16 protein-coding genes are annotated in these 19,149 nt (G+C 37.7%); 4 read left to right on the forward strand and 12 right to left on the reverse strand.

The genetic code is table 11. The annotated features are described in order from the left end of the window. Positions 1-21: 21 nt before the first annotated feature. The 4 genes from OZX56_RS08925 to OZX56_RS08940 all read right to left on the reverse strand — a co-directional run bounded on the left by OZX56_RS08925 (position 22) and on the right by OZX56_RS08940 (position 3,431). Positions 22-369, reverse strand: coding sequence for a PTS lactose/cellobiose transporter subunit IIA (locus tag OZX56_RS08925; protein WP_277139658.1), 348 nt, complete (start codon positions 367-369; stop codon positions 22-24). Between the two features lie 12 nt (positions 370-381). Continuing rightward, a complete protein-coding gene (locus tag OZX56_RS08930) occupies positions 382-717 on the reverse strand; it encodes a PTS sugar transporter subunit IIB (protein WP_277139659.1) in 336 nt (111 codons plus the stop codon). A gap of 63 nt (positions 718-780) precedes the next feature. After that, a complete protein-coding gene (locus OZX56_RS08935) occupies positions 781-2,094 on the reverse strand; it encodes a PTS transporter subunit EIIC (RefSeq protein ID WP_277139660.1) in 1,314 nt (437 codons plus the stop codon). Positions 2,095-2,108: 14 nt separating this feature from the next. Further along, entirely contained in the window at positions 2,109-3,431 is a 1,323-nt protein-coding gene (locus tag OZX56_RS08940; RefSeq protein ID WP_277140374.1) for a glycoside hydrolase family 1 protein, read from the reverse strand. A 193-nt stretch (positions 3,432-3,624) separates the two neighbouring features. Here OZX56_RS08940 and OZX56_RS08945 point away from each other — a divergent pair, with 193 nt between their 5' ends. Beyond that, positions 3,625-4,350: a GntR family transcriptional regulator gene (locus tag OZX56_RS08945; protein ID WP_277139661.1), complete on the forward strand. Its 726-nt coding sequence runs from the start codon at positions 3,625-3,627 to the stop codon at positions 4,348-4,350. Positions 4,351-4,398: 48 nt separating this feature from the next. On the opposite strand, the gene manA is transcribed toward OZX56_RS08945, so the two are convergent. From manA to OZX56_RS08960, 3 genes are all read right to left on the reverse strand, one after another. Further along, positions 4,399-5,361: a mannose-6-phosphate isomerase, class I gene (gene manA / locus OZX56_RS08950; protein WP_277139662.1), complete on the reverse strand. Its 963-nt coding sequence runs from the start codon at positions 5,359-5,361 to the stop codon at positions 4,399-4,401. Positions 5,362-5,524: 163 nt separating this feature from the next. After that, the gene (locus OZX56_RS08955) at positions 5,525-6,547 is read right to left on the reverse strand and encodes a branched-chain amino acid aminotransferase (RefSeq protein WP_277139663.1); all 1,023 of its coding nucleotides are present in this window, start codon (positions 6,545-6,547) and stop codon (positions 5,525-5,527) included. A gap of 183 nt (positions 6,548-6,730) precedes the next feature. After that, a complete protein-coding gene (locus tag OZX56_RS08960; RefSeq protein ID WP_277139664.1) occupies positions 6,731-8,050 on the reverse strand; it encodes a C1 family peptidase in 1,320 nt (439 codons plus the stop codon). Positions 8,051-8,234: 184 nt separating this feature from the next. Between OZX56_RS08960 and OZX56_RS08965 the strand changes: the two genes are divergently transcribed. Continuing rightward, complete coding sequence (locus tag OZX56_RS08965) at positions 8,235-9,986, forward strand: oligopeptide ABC transporter substrate-binding protein (protein WP_277139665.1); 1,752 nt, start codon at positions 8,235-8,237, stop codon at positions 9,984-9,986. Between the two features lie 253 nt (positions 9,987-10,239). Here OZX56_RS08965 and OZX56_RS08970 read toward each other — a convergent pair whose 3' ends face one another. The 4 genes from OZX56_RS08970 to OZX56_RS08985 form a co-directional block, all read right to left on the reverse strand. Continuing rightward, positions 10,240-12,306 (reverse strand): ATP-dependent Clp protease ATP-binding subunit, encoded by a 2,067-nt coding sequence (locus OZX56_RS08970; protein ID WP_277139666.1) that lies wholly within the window; start codon positions 12,304-12,306, stop codon positions 10,240-10,242. Between the two features lie 130 nt (positions 12,307-12,436). Then, a complete protein-coding gene (locus OZX56_RS08975; protein WP_277140375.1) occupies positions 12,437-14,992 on the reverse strand; it encodes an ATP-binding cassette domain-containing protein in 2,556 nt (851 codons plus the stop codon). Positions 14,993-14,994: 2 nt separating this feature from the next. After that, positions 14,995-15,855 (reverse strand): alpha/beta hydrolase, encoded by an 861-nt coding sequence (locus OZX56_RS08980; protein WP_277139667.1) that lies wholly within the window; start codon positions 15,853-15,855, stop codon positions 14,995-14,997. Beyond that, positions 15,842-17,149: a PTS sugar transporter subunit IIC gene (locus tag OZX56_RS08985; protein WP_277139668.1), complete on the reverse strand. Its 1,308-nt coding sequence runs from the start codon at positions 17,147-17,149 to the stop codon at positions 15,842-15,844. The genes OZX56_RS08980 and OZX56_RS08985 overlap by 14 nt, the downstream gene beginning before the upstream one ends. Positions 17,150-17,303: 154 nt before the next feature. Between OZX56_RS08985 and tenA the strand changes: the two genes are divergently transcribed. Then, positions 17,304-17,966 (forward strand): thiaminase II, encoded by a 663-nt coding sequence (gene tenA / locus OZX56_RS08990; RefSeq protein WP_277139669.1) that lies wholly within the window; start codon positions 17,304-17,306, stop codon positions 17,964-17,966. A 64-nt stretch (positions 17,967-18,030) separates the two neighbouring features. Then, a complete protein-coding gene (locus tag OZX56_RS08995) occupies positions 18,031-18,267 on the forward strand; it encodes a hypothetical protein (RefSeq protein ID WP_277125389.1) in 237 nt (78 codons plus the stop codon). 63 nt (positions 18,268-18,330) lie between these two features. Here OZX56_RS08995 and OZX56_RS09000 read toward each other — a convergent pair whose 3' ends face one another. After that, on the reverse strand, positions 18,331-19,029 hold the full coding sequence (locus OZX56_RS09000; protein WP_348635960.1) for a DUF975 family protein: 699 nt from the start codon (positions 19,027-19,029) through the stop codon (positions 18,331-18,333). Positions 19,030-19,149 lie beyond the last annotated feature (120 nt).

The following is a 19,149-nucleotide window of genomic DNA, read 5'->3' on the forward strand; positions in this document are numbered from 1 at the left end:
CTTATTAATTGGTATCATTAATTATTCCCGTGCAAATAGTTTTTCATACAAGTCGACCATTTCACCAGCAAGATCGCGGAAAGTAATAGCATTCATTAGGTGATCTTGTGAATGCACCACTAACAAAGTAACCTTAGTATGTTCGCCTTGAGCCTCCTTAGTCAGCATCTCAGTCTGTGAATTATGTGCATCTGTTAGTGACTTATCTGACTCTGCTAATTTAGCTCGTGCCGCACTAATTTCACCTTTTTTGGCTAATCTAATTGCCTCAAATGCCAGACTTTTGGCATTACCACCATTAGCAATTAAACCCATTGCGGCCATCAACGCAGCTTCATCATCTTTTGGTGTCTGCTTTTCTTCTGCCATCTTAACCTTCCTTTATCCGTTAATTAATGCTTCAGCTTGAGCCAAGACCTTAGCCCCATCCATTAAGCCGTAAGCTTGCATATCAATGACTCCTAGAGGAATATCAGCGCCAGCTGCACCTTTACCTGCTAACTTTTTAACAAAATCATCTTTCATATAGCTAACTTGCGGCCCTAATAAGACACAATCAATCTGTTCTTGTTCGATATGTGCATCTGCTTCACCTGCCGCACAAGCAAAAATCTTTGCATCAATTTCCTGACTTTCTGCTGCTTGTTGCATCTTAGTAACTAGTAATGATGTACTCATCCCTGCTGCACAATTTAACATAATTGTTTGTTTTGCCATAATTTTCCTCTTCTTTACATTCTATTTATACTTATTTTTGATTAGACCACAATACTTATTCAGCTAATTTTCAACAACAGCATTTTGTGCTGAAACTCGCTCACTAATCTTAACAAACGGCATATAGAACAAAACTCCGATAACAATAATTAACAAGTGCACAAAGATTGCTCGCCAATCACCACCTGTTGCTAAAAAGGCACTCAACACTGGTGGCGTAACCCATGGAATGTATACTACAACTCTACTCATCCAACCAATTGCTGTAAAGAAGTAAGCAATCAATATACCAATTACTGGTTGCAAAACAAATGGAATCATTAATGGGATATTGAATACAATTGGAAAACCAAAGATCATCGGCTCATTAATGTTGAATAATCCCGGTACTAGCGACAAACCAGCTACTGTCTTGCTAGATTTTTGTTTAGCTACTAAGAAAACCGCAATAATTAAACAAATTGTTGAACCTGTGCCACCAATCATGCCAAAGGTATCTAAGAATGTCTTGTTCATAATATATGGCACAGCCTTATGAGCATTATAGGCAGCCATATTCTTATTCATATTAATTAACAAAACTGGATCAAGTAGCGTCCCATTAACAACCGTTTGGTGAATTCCCAAAGTGAATAAAAAGTTACCAATACTATAAATAAATAACGAACCTGGCAAACTAGTATTGAATGATCTTAATGGTTCTTGGATTATTTTGACAATTAATGAAATTAAATCGGTTTGACCAAAAACTGCTAATAAAGCACCTACTAATGCAAATGCACTAGCAGTTAAAATACTAGGAATCATCGAGTTAAAGGATTCGCCAACCATTGGTGGCACCTTATCACCCAAATTAATCTTGAGTTTTTTAATACTACCTAGCCAAATAAATAGCTCGGTTGCCAGCAATCCTACAATAATGCCAGAGAACATACTACTGGTGCCCAGGTTGGCATAGGATAAGCCACCTGTAACATCAACTGGCTTAGCATTAGTAGCCAAAGTTAAGGAAATCTTCTGCGGCATCATCATAATTAATGCAGCAAGCGATATAATCGCTGCAGCCATCGGGTTTTTATAATTCTTATTCTTAGCTAACGTAAAACCTGTAGCTGGAGCCAAAGCTAGCCCAGCAATATTAAGCGTTCCGTTCGAAATCAACGTTCCCCAAACTTGCAAGTTTGCTAGCGTTTGCCCCTTGAACAACCAAGGAAAGATAACACTATTAATTAGTGTTCCAACCCCAGCTAAAATAAATAGCGGCATAATCATTGCAAAAGCATCACGCAATGAACGTAAATGAACTTCATTGCCGACTTTGCCACAAAAATTCGAAAATTTTTGTACTGCCGAGTTGTTTTGTAAATTGCCTTCCATTAATTAGCACCTCCTTATAAAATCTCACCATTTGATGAGATAACTTTTTTCAGCCAGTAATAACTTTGTTTTGGTACCCGCTTTAAATCCTTTAAATCATGATTACTGCGGTTGACATAAACTACGCCGTAGCGTTTTTCCATATTACCCGCAGAACTTGGAATATCAATTAGTCCCCAGCCAAGATAACCAAGAATGTTAGCACCCTTAGCCACCGCATTTTTAACTGCTTGGATATGGTTTCGATGATATTCAATCCGGTAGGTATCGTTTATTGGGTGAACACCATCCCAATGCTCACGTACTCCAATTCCATTTTCAATTGGAAAAATTGGAATATCTAACCGATTAGCTAAGTTAACCAAAACTGTTTCAAATCCAGTCGGATCAATCGCCCAACCCCACTCATTAGCGGCCAAATATGGATTACGCTTGCCACCATAGACTTCATAATAATTAGGAGGCGTGCCCATCGGAATCTTAGTACTATCAATCGTACTAGTTGAATAGTAGCTAAAGCTAAAGAAGTCGCTAGTTACCAGGCTAAGTTCTGCAAGTTCGTCTTCATCCAGAATATCTGCTAGGCCATTGCTTTCCATAAACGCTACTACTTCTGGTGAATATTTACCCTGTGTAAATAAACTAATCAAATTATTATTAGTAAACTCTTGGTATTCACGAACAGCTGCAACATCCTGGGGGTTACAAGTTGCTGGATAAACTTCACGATAAGCTTCCATACCACCAATTTTTAAATCTGGCTTATTAGCATGGATATAATTAGCTACTTTAGCATGCGCCACCATCACATTATGGCTAATTTGATACAAATCGTGTAAAGTCTCGTCACCTTCTAAGTAGCCGCTATACTTAAAGGCTTCTTGACTGCCATACAAATTTTGTTCGTTAAAGGTCAGCCAATACTTAACACGATCACCTAAAACGTCAACCATCTTTTTACCAAATTGATAAAAGTCTTCAACTACTTGCTTACTGACAAAGCCGTTATATTTTTTTGCTAAATTAAGCGGCATATCGAAGTGATACAAAGCTACCATTGGCTGAATGCCAGCTGCTAGCAACTGATCAACTAGATCAGAGTAAAACTTGATCCCCTCTTCGTTAAATTCACCTTCGCCATCAGGTTGAACACGACTCCACGAAATTTGAAAGCGATAGCAATTCATTCCTAAATCCTTCATCAAAGCAATATCTTCTGGATAGCGATGGTATTCATCAATCGCTACTTGCCAATCAGAAGTTTCAGCTGTTGCCTCATAGGTATCATAGACAGATTTACCTTTACCACCTTCATTTGCGGCACCTTCAGTTTGCATACTAGAAACCGAATTCCCCCATAAAAAATTTTTACTTAATTTATTCACTAACTTTTCCTCCTCATCATCTAACATGATAAAACGCTTCCCTAAATTTGTAAAGACAAATTTATAAAAAGAGTTTACAAATTTTGTGAATAGCACTTTAACGGGATTTTTCGTATAATGTGTATTAATCTTAGGAGATTTAACTATGACAAAATATATCGATATCGCCACAACCTTAAAGCAAAGAATTAATAGTGGCCAATATAAAGCTGGTACTAGTTTGCCGCAACAAAAAACTTTAGCTAAAGAGTTTAATACTAGTAGAATGACCATTCAAAAAGCCCTCGATGTCTTAGACAACGAAGGCTTAATCTACCGAGTTCAAGGCTCAGGCATTTATGTTAAAAAAAATATTAACTTCTTAACAGACATGAAAATTCCCGGTAATCAATATTTTGGAGCAACTCATCTTTTTGGAAAAAGTCATCATGTTAAAAGTAAGATTATTACTTTTAATATTAGTAATCCTACTAAAGAAGCCCAAAACGCACTAAAAGTCACGTATGATCAAGCCGTTTATAATATTGTCCGTTTGCGACTAGTTGATGATATTTCCTATGCGTTGGAATACACTACAATGCCCACGCAAGTAATTCCCGGTATTAATCAAGAAGTCCTGCTCGATAGTATTTATAACTATATTCAAAATAACCTTAATCTAACTATCGGATCAGCCTATCGGACAATTAGCGCGGACAAGCCGGATCAGCTCGATCAGCAATATTTAAATTGCCTACCTGTTGATCCAATTCTGCAAGTTCAACAAATAGTCTATTTAGACGATGGTGTAGCCTTTGAATTTTCAAGAACTAGACAAAGATTTGATAAAGGAAAATATACTATTTTTGAAGCTGGTCACCCTAATCTATAACACATAAAAAAGCTGCCTGATAACAGACAGCTTTTTAAATACAATTTTTTAATCATTTGGCGCAGACATAACTAGTCGCAAGTCACCCGTAAAAGTGAAATCTTTTAACTGATTAGGAATAATCAAATTCGTCCCAATCGTTAAATCATATTCTTCATCCTGCGTGATCAACTTACCTGTACCCGCAATTACCGAAACCAATAAATACGGATGCTCACCTAGGCTAGTTTGCCATTCACCAGCCAGGTCAACTTGCCATAAGTAAAAATGCGGCGACATTGGTGGCTCAACCAAGATCTTAATCTTAGCGGCCTGATCCATAGTCGTTTTAACTGTAATTTGCGGATCTTGATGAGGTACAGTTGTAACATCAAGTGACTTTTGCGTATGCAGTTCCCGTTTTTGTCCTGTTTTTTCATCAACACGGTCATAGTCGTACAAGCGATAAGTAACATCGCTAGATTGCTGGGTCTCAATCACCATTATTCCTTTAGTCAACGCATGAATTGTTCCTGCTGGCACATAGAAAAAGTCGCCAGCTTTCACTGGTACTTTGCGCAATAATTGATCCCATTCATCGCGCTCAATCATATCTGCAAGCTCCTGTTTAGTCTTGGCAGTATGACCATAGATCAAATATGAATCTGGATCAGCTTGTAAGACGTACCAACTTTCCGTTTTACCCTGATCATGCTCCACTCTAGCAGCATAATCATCATCTGGATGCACTTGCACTGACAAACTATCATTGGCATCCAAAAACTTGACTAACAAAGGAAATTCTTTTGCTTGTGGATTACCAAAAAGTGCTGGTTGCTCATGATATAGCTGTCTTAATGTTTTACCTTGAAATTCTCCTGTTGAAACAGTTGAAGCATCATCTTTGTAGCCGGAAATAATCCAGGCCTCGCCAACTTTACCTTCTGGGATATCATAATTAAAAATCGTTTGTAATTTACGTCCACCCCAAATTTTTGGGCGAAAATACGGGGTTAAAAATATTGGTTCCATCTTTTGCTATTCCTTCCAAAGCTAACTAAAAATAAATTAATCAAATTGCTGCTTATGATTGTAGCCCTCATGCATATTAATTTGCAAGCGCAATCAGCTAAATAAAAAAGAAACTAGTTCCGAATTTAATTCGAAATTAGTTTCTTTTAATTAGATTTAACAATTATTCAACTGTTTGAACCCAACCTTCTGGACCAGTCTTATCACCATATTGAATGCCAATCAACTCATTGTACAGCTTAGTAGTTACCGGGCCAGTTTCGGTTTCACTATGAATAACGTGCTTCTTGCCTTCGTAAGTGATAGAGCCAACTGGTGAAATTACTGCGGCTGTCCCCATCGCACCAGCTTCTTTCATCTTGAAAGCTTCTTCCAGAGTAATTTGTCGCTCAACTGGATTCAAGCCCTGACGCTTAGCAACTTCTAACAAGGAGCGTTTAGTAATTGAAACCAAAATTGATTTAGATTTTGGGGTTACAAATTGACCATCTTGAGTAATACCAAAGAAATTGGCCCCGCCAAATTCATCGACATACTTATGTTCACGCGGATCAAGATATAAACAATCTGCAAAACCTGCCTCATGTCCTTCAACTGTCGGCAGCAGACTGCTGGCATAATTACCTGAAGTCTTAGCTTGACCAGTACCAGCATATGCGGCCCGATCGTATTCACTAACAACATAGGCAGCAGGATTTAATCCTTTAATATATGCACCTACTGGTGTAGCAAACATGCGCATAGTATATTCACTTGCAGCTTCAACACCTAAAACCTTTGAAGTACCAATCATATAAGGTCGAATATACAAAGTCGCACCACTTTCATAAGGTGGTACAAACTCTTCGTTAGCCTTAACAACTTCTTTAACAGCTTCTACAAACTTATCTTCTGGATATGCAGGCATTGCCAAACGCTCAGCTGACAAAGCAAAACGATGCGCATTCTGATCAGGACGAAAGAGATTAATCTTGCCATCTTTACGTCGGTAGGCCTTTAACCCTTCAAAAATCTCTTGGCCATAGTGCAAGACTTCAGCACCCTCAGACAAAGTTACGGTTGACTCTTGTGTCAACTTACCTTCTTGCCATTGACCATCTTTATATTTAGCCTCAAATCGATACGGTAAATCACGATATTTAAAACCTAAATCATTCCAATCAAGATCTGCTACTTTTTGTTTCATTAGATGCACCCCACAATAAGTTATTACTATCTATAAAATCCAGTTAGAGCCATTCAACAAATCACTCTAATTAATTTCATAATTATTTAATTGCTAATTAATTTAAACCATAATTACCTTATTGTCAATACCTTTTCCTAACTTACATAGGAGTTAAAAAATGCGGTAGTTTACAATTTTGATCTAACCTAATGGATCCCAAACAGGTAGGTTTTCAGTAATTGGTCCTGCTGCTAGCTCTTGTTGCTGCTTAGTCAGATACCGTTTATGAACTGCCACTTCATAAACATAATCATTGAACCAATCATTGTTCATTACAAAAAAGCCCTGATCTCCGACTTGATCACCCCAAGAATTCTCAACTTTCCAGCGGCGAATCTTACCGTGGTCCTCATCTACCCCAACAAAAGTCATTGCATGTGAAAAGTTAGCTTCACCAGTACGTAAACGATCTGCCTTAGACATCTTTAAATCAACATCAAATAAGTCACTAAATTGATAAAGCTCTGAGTCAAGCAACCCTTCTTGGCGATGCATCTGTTGTAAAACATCATTACCAAACCAGACTGCTTCCCCATCTTTTAGCTGCTTAACCGTCGCAGAAGCCAAATATTCCATTGGCACATTCAACAACCTGATTTCTCCACCACCAGCCACATTGTTATCAGCTGGTATACCATACAATTTATTATATTCATGATTAGGCGAGTTAGTTAATACCACATAATCAGAAAAATTCACTTCTGCTAAATATTTATGAAAAAAGCTGGTAGGTGTTAGATCACGATCAAGATGGTAGCTTCCATTGTCATCACGATATTCAAAGTCAAATTTTCGTGGTGGTTCACCCACAGCCATTGCTGTCATGCGATACACTTCATTCAAGAATTGCTTTTGAGTTCGGACTAATTTCTCATCCTCACCTGCCTGCTTTAATTGCCGTAAAACTAATGCATCTTTTTTCAATTTTTTACCTAAAACAAGCTTCAAGGCATCAGTATGATTGGTATTGAAATTCTCAGGCATTACTGACGTTGGCACAACACCATACTTTTCAATTAATGAAACAGCCAATTGAAAATGACCACCATCTTGACCTGCACTAGCCAGATACTTTCTTACTTCTGGTGTTTCTAAAGACTGATCCGCAGACTCAATAATGTGATTATAAAAAATATTGGCACGTTCAATCTTATCCCAGAAAAAATTATAGGCTTGTGAAAAAGTAAAATTCTTAACATGATATTGTTTGCCAAAAATATGTCGCAATACATTCAAAGCCGCAAACTCCCAACAGCGTCCTGATTGCTGCTGAGCCGTAACATTCTGCGTTGGCAACTCTACTGAAAAAACCCGATCTAGTTCAACTTTTGCGCGATCATTATATGCAGCCGCATAAATTCCACTACGACCCGTGGCACGTGCAATTACCTGATTTTTTGGATCGCTATTAAAATCAGCTGAAAATTCTGCTATTTCTTGATTAGTTATCTCGTGTCCCATAATCCTTGTCTCCTTTTTAATATTTTTATAATTATATCATTGCCTACAAATAAGTAAAGTCAAGCTGACTCTTTAACTCATAATAAAGCTGCCAAAATAACTTAAAATTATATTTGATTTTTAATAATTATCTATATATAATGATGAGAATTCAAATATTTTTAGTTGATAGGAGTTGATGAATATGAATAAACTAAAATTGAGTCATTCACTAGTGCTTACCTTAGCAGTTATGTTATTAACTGCATGTGGTAATACTAAAAATAATAGTGACCAAGCAGTTAAAACGGCCAAAACGTTTCCTAGTGCCATGCCCAAAAAGAAAGTTCACCAAGGGGGAACTCTAAAAATTGCGGCCGAAACTGACACCCCATTTACCGGTATTTTTACTAATACGCTTTCTACTGCACAAATCGACAGAGACGTAGTTGCGTTCGGTCAAGAAGCATTATTTGCAACTGACGATAATTACCAAATTACCGATCGCGGTGCTGCTATTTTAAAAACTAATGTTAAGCAAAAAACTATAACAATTAAAGTTAAGCCAGGTATCAAGTGGTCAGATGGTAAAGAAGTTGTAGCCAAAGATGTTGAATATCCATATGAAATCATTGCTAATAAACAAACTAAAAGTCAGCGTTACACCGGAAGCATCGCCAATATTCAAGGAATTTCAGAATATCACAATGGCCAATCCCCAACCATTTCTGGAATTAAAATGCCTGATGGCCCTAATGGCAAAACCGTAGTCATTCACTTTAAGAAGATGAAGCCAGGAATGTCCCAATCAGGTAACGGTTATTTCTGGGAAAATGCCGAACCATACCATTATTTAAAGAATGTTCCATTTAATAAACTAGAATCTTGTGACCAGATTCGTAAAAAGCCATTATTCTTTGGACCATTTCAAGTTGAAAAAGTCGTCCGTGGGCAATCCATCACTTGGACTCCAAATAAATATTACTGGCGAGGAAAGCCTAAACTAGCTAAAATTGTAATTTCAACTGTTGCGCCCAATTCAGTTTCACAGGCAATTAAAAATCACAAATTTGACGTAGCAGACGTGATTAACACCCAATGGACTAATGTTAAAAATACTAAAAACGTAACTTTTGTTGCTAATTTAGCTTTACAATATCATTATTTATCTTTCAAAGTTGGTAAATGGGACAGCCACGCCAACAAAAACGTAATGAATCCTAACGCCAAGATGAATAATAAGTCTCTGCGACAGGCAATCGGTTATGCAATGAATATCGATGCCGTAAACAAACGCTATACTAATGGACTTACCTTCTACGTTCCAACCTTAGTTCTATCCCAATTCGGTGATTATTTCGATAAAAATGCCCGTAAGTATAACTACAACCTTAAAAAGGCTAACAAGCTATTAGATCAGGCTGGCTACAAAAAGAAGGGCAAATGGCGTACCCAACCCAATGGAAAGCCTTTGACAATTACTTTTGCGGCAATGAGTGGTGATACAACTCAGGAGCCTATCGTACAAAATTATTTGCAACAATGGCATAAAATTGGTCTCAATGTAAAATTACTAAATGGTCGGTTGACTGAATTTAATTCTTTTTATGATAAAGTGCAGCATGATGATCCTAAAATCGATATGTTTCTAGCTGGTTGGGCTCTATCAACCGAACCATCACCCAACGATTACTATAATGAAAAAGCGCCTTATAATTATGGCAGATTCGTAACAGCTAAAAACAATAGACTATTAGCAGAAATTGATTCTGAAAAGTCATTTGATCATAGCTATCGGGTAAAGAAGTTTCACGAATGGCAACGATATATGTTAGATCAGGCATATGTATTACCAGTTGATGACCAGTATAAAATTACTGCAGTTAACGATAAAATTAGTGGTTATTCTAAAAAACCTTCTTGGACTGGTTGGTATAATGTTGGTTTTACCAAATAAAATCTAAAGATAACTGATCTATATAATGATAATTTATCCAGAGCCAAAGTCATTAAATTGAGCCAAAAACTCTTGTTTATGCAAAATAAAAAGCCCTTGACTCTAACATCAAAGGCTTCAATAGAAACTTTACAAATTGCTCAATGCTTGTACGCAAACCTTGCTCTCATCTAATACATATTATGTCAGCTTTTTAATAAATATATAGAAAAAGACACGAGTAACATCGTGTCTTTTTCTATATATTTAGTTTTTACTTCTTAGATTCACTAATCGTTAAAATCGGCTCGCCATTTAGATAAATATGTTCTTTATCAGCAGTAAATTTAGCTTCCTTAGTATCTGGCTTTTGCATAAGTAATTTTGCAATCGGTGTTTCTAGATCTTGCTCAACTACCCGACGCAGTGGACGTGCACCAAATTCTTTATCATAGCCTTTTTTGGCTAAATATGACTTAGTTTCACGTGAAACTCCAACTTTGACATTTCTCTTAGCCAAAACAGTTTTAACGTGCTCAATATAAATATCAATAATCTTAGTCATATCTTGTTCATTAAGCGAATTAAACGGCACAATGGCATCTAATCGATTCAAAAATTCAGGTCTAAAGTAAGCCTCTAAGGCTTTAATCAGCTTGTCATGATCAACTTTGCCATCTTCGAGCAGTTTGTCAGAATATCCAGCATTCGACGTCATAATTAAAATCGTATCTGTAAAGGAGACTGTTCTGCCCTGTGCGTCAGTTAGCCGCCCATCATCCATTATCTGCAGCAAAGCATTGAAGACTTGTGGGTTAGCCTTTTCAATTTCATCAAATAAAATCAAACTATATGGATCGTGACGGACCTTTTCAGTCAGTTGGCCACCTTCACCATAGCCAACATATCCAGGAGCTGACCCGATTAACTTATTAACTGCCATTTGATCTTGGTACTCAGACATATCTAAACGGATCAAATGATTCTCACCACCAAATAATTGAATGGCTAATTGTTTAGCCAATTCGGTTTTACCAACGCCCGTTGGACCCGTTAATAAGAATGACCCAGTTGGTCGATTACTATCTTTAAAGATTTGCTTACGAGCGATCGCATCAGTAATGATATCCACGGCATTATCTTGGTCAATGACAGCCTGCTTTAATTTTTTAGCTAAATTAATATTTTGTTGACCTTCATCAGCATGCAGTTCACTCATCGGAATCTTAGTTCTAGCTTCAATCAAGGCATAGATATCTTCATCAGTAACCCGCGGTGTTACTTCATCTTCTACCTGCTTAATTTGCTCATGCAATTCGGAAATTTGTTTTTTAAGCTCGCTAGCTTTGGCATAGTCTTCTTTTTTAGCAGCTGCCGACTTTTCAGTTTCAAGGTGGTGAATTTGTTTTTGCAAACTAGCCTTGTCTTTAGGAACTGTATCTAAACCTTTCTTAGCACCCGCTTCATCCATGATGTCGATTGCTTTATCAGGTAAATAGCGCCCTTGAAGATACCGCTGTGACAATTCAACTGCTAGCCGCAAAGCACTATCATCATACTTCACATGATGAAATTCTTCATATTTAGGCTTCAAACCTTCCAAAATTTTGATTGTTACTTCGGCTGAAGGCTCTGGCACTTGCACAGCTTGAAAACGACGAGCTAACGCTGCATCATTTTCAATTCTGCGGTATTCACTAGTTGTTGTTGCACCAATTAAATTCAAGTCACCACTAGCTAAAGCCGGCTTTAAAATATTAGCTGCATCACCATTGTTATTTTCTGAATCAGTTGATCCTGCACCAACAATGTTATGCAATTCATCAATAAACAAAATAATATTAGGATCTTCTTTAGCCTGATCTATCACTTTTTTAAGCCGTTCCTCAAAGCTACCACGCAAGCTTGATCCAGCCACCATATCATTAATATTTATCGCAATAATATGCTTATTTTTCATTTTATCTGGGACATTGCCACTAGCAATCTTTTCAGCTAAACCTTCAACAATTGAAGTTTTACCAACACCAGCAGGTCCTACTAAAACTGGATTATTCTTTTTGCGTCTACTAAGGATTTCAATAGTTGCTTGAATCTGCTCATCACGACCAATCACTGGGTCATATTTATTTTTCTTTGCTTGCTCAACTAAATCAACACCAATCGGCTTCTCTGGTTGTTGACCATCAGCTTGTCCATCTTCTGAAGCATTTTGGAAGTCCGGATTCATGTTAGCGTAATGCCTAGGAGCCGAATTATTGCTCTGCCCAGAATTACTGTTAAAGAAAGAATTGTTTAATTCGTTAAATAAATTGTCAAAGTCGCTGTCAAAATATGCCATCTAAAAACACCCCTTATTTATAGTTGTTAAATATCATAACGTATAGCTTTCTTAGTGATTGCTATACCTCTATTTCTCAGTATAATAGGTTGCTTAATGAGAACAAACTATTTTGCTCAATGCAATACAGCTATTTGATTTTAGTATTATTTAAGTTATCAGCATATAATTTAAAGTGCTTATTTAAATATTTAGCAGTCAAACTTTCCTGACCCTCAGCAACTGCTCGTGGCATCCCACTGGCAACAATTTTACCGCCATTAGTACCACCACGCGGTCCCAAGTCAATCATATAATCACTATTAGCAATCATATCCAAGTCATGAGTAATTGTAATAATGGTAGCATGCTGATCTAGCAACTTTTGAAAGACTGCTAACAATACTCGGACATCGCTAGGATGTAAGCCAACAGTTGGTTCATCAAAGATGAATAGACAGTTCTTTTGCTCATGATGTAAATGGCTAGTTAGCTTTAATCTTTGTGCTTCTCCGCCCGATAGTGCTGGTGTAGCTTCACCCAAGTGCAGATACCCTAATCCCATATCATGCAGCGTAATAATTGTTTTTTGAATTGCTGGTTCATCCTTAAATAAGCCTAACTGCAGTAGCTCATCAACTGAATAAGCTAAAACATCTGCAATACTCAAGTTATGCCACTTCACTTGCAAAACGGCTTGATTATAACGTCGTCCGCCACAAGCAGAACAGGTTTCAACCATATCAGGCAAATATTGAATATCCAGCGTTGTCTCACCTGTACCCCCGCAAACCGGACAAGCACCTGCCTTATTATTATAAGAAAAATTGGTTGAACTATATCCCAATTTACGTGCCAACGGCTGTTTAGCAAATAACTTTCGCAAATTAGTCATAATATCCGTATAAGTTGCCACAGTTGAGCGTTGATTTTTGCCAACCGGACTAGAGTCAACGCTAATTACCTTTTTAATTCCACCAGAATTCAAATCAGTTACCCACTCAGGGCCATTCTGACGCTGTTCTTGGGCTTTTAATGCTGGTAACAAAGAATCAAGTATCAGCGTAGTTTTACCTGCACCAGAAAAACCACTGACGGCTGTCAGCCGACCTATGGGAATTTGAACATGAACATGGTCCAAATTAAAGTGGTTAGCAACTGTCAATGTCATTTGTCCCGCATTAAACAACTCTTCTGGCTCACTTTGCGGTCTCACCATTAACGGAGCGGAACCAGTTAAATATGGTCCAATTAGCGACTTACTATTCTGACGCAATTGCTTAGGTGCCCCTTGGCTAACTACTTGCCCACCATTTGCACCAGATCCCGGTCCAATTTCAATTACCCAATCTGCGGCATCAATAATTGCAGTTTCATGATCGACAACCACCAAAGAATTACCTTGATCAACCAGCTGATGAAAAACGTCAATCAAGCCAGCTACATTATCTGGATGCAGACCAACTGATGGCTCATCCAAAACGTAAAGTACACCAGTTGTCTGCGTTCGCAGAGTTCGTCCTAACTGGATCCGCTGTAACTCACCAGTTGATAAACTACTGGCTTTACGGGCAATCTCCAAATAATCCAATCCGAGTTTAATTAGCGGCTTAACCAAGTGCAGCAATTCTTTCGTCAAATTTTGGGCTAACTGCTGCATATCTGCTGGAAGCCAGTCCAAAATGGCTGCCACGTAATCTGGCAATTCTCCTAACGTTAATTGCTCTGCTTCAACGATATTTTTGCCTGCAACTAGCTGCTGCCAACGACTTGGATCGATTCGTTTACCCTGACAACGCGGGCAGGTACTAAAATGATAAAAATTATTAATTCGAGCCAAACCGCGCTCTGTCTTAGTAGTTTTACGGGAATTAATCACCGCATTATAGGCATTCTCATACAGGGCATCTAAGTGATAAACTCGGCCCGTCTTAGTTGGTATATCTACCGGCACCTTACGTTCATCACCATGCAAAACCAATTCTTTTTCTTGATCACTTAATTCACGATATGGAATATCAGTCCGCACGCCTAATTCACGCGCAATCCGCCACATCCAATTTCGTCCAGGAATTTGCCAAGTTGCAACCGCCCCGTTTTCTAATGACAAATTTTCATCCGCAATAATTTTGCGGTCATCAATTTGCTCAACAGTACCTAGTCCCTGACATTTTTGACAAGCACCTGTCGAATTAAAGGCAAAGTCTTCTGCGCTAAAAGCCATAAATTCAACTCCGCAAGTTGGGCAAGTAATTTTCCCCATTGCTTCGCCACTTAAGTCCATCGCTTGTGCAATTTTAATTGTCGGCGGTATTCGGTGCCCATTAGGACAAACTGGTGAACCAAGTCTAGAAAAAATCAACCGCAAAACATTAAAAATTTCAGTTACTGTTCCAACAGTTGAACGCACCCCAGGAACAGTTGGTCGCTGTTTCAATGCCAAAGCCGAGGGAATATGGCGCACCTCATCAACCTGCGCCCGTCCTGCCTGACCAATTCGCCTCCTAGTGTAGGTTGCCAGTGAATCAAGATAACGCCTTGAGCCTTCTGCATATAAAATTCCTAACGCTAAACTCGATTTTCCCGAACCACTAGGTCCCGAAATTGCAACGAATCTATGTAACGGAATATTAACTTTGATATTTTTCAGATTATTAACCCGACCGCCAATTACTTCAATCTCGGTGGGTTGCTCGGCATAGTTCATCATTAATCATCCTTTTCCTTGTTATCTTTAGGCGGCTTATCATTTTCTAAAAGATATTGCTGAATTACTTGAATTATTTGTTTATTTTGCGGTAGTTCTGAGTGATCAGCTTTTTCACCAGTAACCATTACTGCAGTATAGGCTTTAACTTGATTTTGAAAAATAAACTTACCAGCAGCCACACTAGTCTCTGGAACAATCCCATCTGATTCATAATTTTTACCACCATAAAGTGAATAAACTTTTAGATTATGTGGTAACTTATTCCGCTTTTTAATAAAATCAGCCAACATCTGCGTATGATTATTAGGGTTATTTTCAGTAAAATTATATGGCGTACCTAAAGTCATCAAGCACTTCATCTTAGTTTCACTGGCATATTGCTGATAATAGTGTTCCAACCAATATGTCCAAATTAACCCACCATTTGAATGACCAAATACCTTAAAATTATTAAATTTATAATTTTCCATTAGCGACTTAAAAGCAACATCTAGCCATTGCGATTGCTTTTTAATATTGGCATAGCCATCTTTATTATTATCAAAACCAATAATGATGAATGGTTCCTGATCGTTTTTATTAATTGAGCCGCGATAAGTTAATTTTGCTTCACGTGAAACAGTAATTTTTAAGACGCTATGCTTTTTGGCGGTCGTCTGATTAAGTTGGTCAATTAACTCGTTAAAGCGTTCCGTTGTAGCACTTGACCCAGGTACCATGATTACTGGTGATAATAGCGATTTGCTCCGCTGAGCCCTCGTATTATTGGCTTGTTTCATCCAGGCATAGCCAGGTATTTCTAACAAAATCAGAATGGTCAACAATAATAAAAGCCACTTTAAATTTTTATTTTTGAACATCAATCGTTGCCTCCCGGCGTAGTTTGGCTTGCTGATCAATCCGTTCACTGACTTTAATTAGGGGCCACAATAACAGCAAATCAAGTAAAAATAGCATAAGTGCAAAAACTAGTGCTGACCAATTGCCGTTAGTTCCAAAAAACGGAATCAAAATTCCAGGTGTTCCAGTTAAAATAGGATATACACTGGCTGGTATCAAGTTCAAACTAATTGCGCTAGCTGCCAAAACCATATTAATTAGAGGTAAAGTAACCATTGGCAACAAAAATAATGGATTTAAAATGATTGGCAACCCTAATGTAAACCCCACAGTTGAGCCAAACGCTGCCGGCAATAAATTAACTAGCGCCAACGCTTCGATATTTGAATTTCTATGACGTAATAATATCAAGACAATCACAGCTAAGACCACACTTGCACCTCCCATAATGCCATAGCTATTAATCAAAGAACTTCCCAAAAACTTGTAAGGAACTTGCCATGAATTACCGTGTTGCAATGCATACGTCAAATTTGCCGTAGTATAATTATTGCTGATTGCACCCGAAAGAGATTCTAACGGATAACCAATTCCTAACCAAGCTAAAGCTGTAACTAAAATTGACAACAGTAATACATCTCCTAAATTATCAGTTGTCTGTAGCCGCAACACTATTCCGCGAAAACTACCCGAATTTGAAACCTTTAATTGTAATTCGTAAATGATAATTCCAAGCATAATTCCAAAAATTAACGAGACTAGCAATGGTAGGGCACTATTTTCAGCACGTCGCCGAATCCAACCAGCTGTTTCATTTGCAACTAACTGATACCGTGCCCCTAGCCAATGAAAGATTTGCCCCACTCCATAACCAACCATCAATGCTATAAAAATGCCATTTACTTGCAAAAGGTTAGTTGTACCAAGCCGCTGGTTGACACTGCTTGATGCATACGAACAAAATAGTAAGACTAAAACAGCTGATAGGCCAGCCATCGTTGAATCTTTGTGATAAATCCTGGCAGTATAGCGTGCCATAAAAAAAGCTGCATAAGCACCAAATGCACCAAAGGTTATACTTACCATCCCGCGACATACAAACGAACCACCATACCAAATATGATCTGACATAATTTTATCTAAATTGAAAATATTATAGATTAAGCCATTAGGTGAAAAAACCAATTTATTCATTAAGTCAAAGTATGAGCCAATTACAGTAATTGGCATTAGCATCACTAACGTTGCTTGTACACTGCGAAAAAACGAGCGTTCCTTAGTCCAAAGTATTAATTTAGTTACAAAATTTATCATTATCAAAATCCTATTTTATACTATATTTTAGTAGCATCTTACTACTATTGTTTACTACAGGTCAATCTAGCGAATTGCTCTACATATGCTTCAAGTGGGATAATATAATTAGTTACATTTTAGACGTTAAGTATTTAATTTAGAGGTTATTATTTTGAAAAAATTTACTGAGCAATTGCACCAAGCTGCTAGCAATCTTTGGCAACAAAGCATGCACCACCCTTTTATTAAACAACTAGAAGATGGTACATTGCCACTTAAAAAGTTTCGTTTTTATCTATTACAAGATCGCTATTATCTAGAGGAGTTCAGTAAGTTTCATGAATTAGTCGCGCAACAAGCAGACACTGTGCAAACGCAAAAATTTTTGCTTGATGGAGCCCAAAGTTTGCGAGATAGTGAAATAAGTATCCGCGAGCAGTTTTTCCAGCAATTAAAAATCACTTCTGCAGAAATTGCACAAACAGAGATTGCTCCGACTGCTTATAATTATGTAAACCACTTGCAGACAACCCTGCAGCGCGACGGCGTTAATTCAGCAGTAGCTGCGATTGTTCCTTGTTACTGGCTTTACCAAGAACTAGGTCAAGCTATGGCAAATTCTGGTTCACCGGTATCATACTACCAAGCTTGGATTGACACTTATGATAGTGATTGGTATGCCGTAAATGTTAAGCAAATTCTAACATTAACTGAGCAATTAGCCACTAATGCTACACTATCAGAACAACAAAAAATGCAACGGGCCTTTCTACGCAGCAGTTACTACGAATTACAATTCTGGCAAATGGCTTTGGATAAGGAAAAGTGGCAATAAATAAAATTAAGCGCTTATTTTATTGCAAAAATGCTATAATAAAACTGTTTGTAGAGAGGAATTAATGATGAGTAAGAAAAAAATCACCTTAAACGAAAAAGTTGAAAAACTAACCCAAAAATATCTGCAAGTTTCCGGTCTTGATCTAGACAAAGTAACCAATCAAGCTCTTGAAGCTTTCCTCGTTGAGCATTTAAATTCAAGTCAGATTAAAGAGGCACTCCAAGATACTGACAGTGGAGATTCTAAGTATACTGAGCAACTATTCCAGAGTACTCTTGATCATTTGAATCGATTTTGAGTTAGATTAATTAAACTAAAAAAGAGCAGGTTCTTCTGCTCTTTTTTTATTTATAATTGATTCTTATTGGATTGTTCTAAACTTATCCCCTGCTATATTGCGATAGAAGTTTGCCTTAGTGGTTTGCTCATAAGGTATCAACCAAATAAAGCCTATTCCTAGCGTTAAGACCGCTAAAATGTCCCAACCAATGAAACTGAGATCTAACACAAACAACTCCCATTTATGGCCGTCCATTAGTTCACGGCTGGCGCTAATCCCCGTAGTTGGCCCAACTTCTTGTCCACTAGCAACCAGATCATTAACAATATAAGGTGTCATAGCATAAGAATAAGATTTAACTAGACCAGGAATAACTAACAACAACGTCCATAACCACTGGAAGATATAGCTGAGCAAGTAATTTAAGAATTCAGGAACAAATCGCCCATCTGTGAAAACGGAAAACGCGCCACCAATTGCATGATCTTTGCGTCCTTCTAAAAAGTGCAAAAAGACAATTGCAGCACTTAACATTAAAAATCCTATGATAAAATTACTACCAAAATTATTGGCTCGCCCAGCCCAAAAATTCGATGAAGAAAAGTTACCTGCTAATTGTTTATTATAGCTAGCTAAATCGAAACTATCGCTGGTAGTCGAAAAGGTGATTAATCCAAAAATAATATAAATAATTATCATGATTAAACCAATCGTTGCAGCCCAACCCCAATTACCATGAAGCTTGGCCTTAGCATTCTCTTTTAATTCTGCTCTAGTCATTACTATTCCTCCCTGCTACTTAATTAACCACATTATACTCTTACTGTGCAATAAAAAGACACTAAAAAAGCCTAGTTCCACCAACATCGGAACTAAGCTCACACAGTGTAAAACCGCCAC

It is taken from the genome of Lactobacillus sp. ESL0684, assembly GCF_029392675.1.
Lineage (GTDB): Bacteria > Bacillota > Bacilli > Lactobacillales > Lactobacillaceae > Lactobacillus.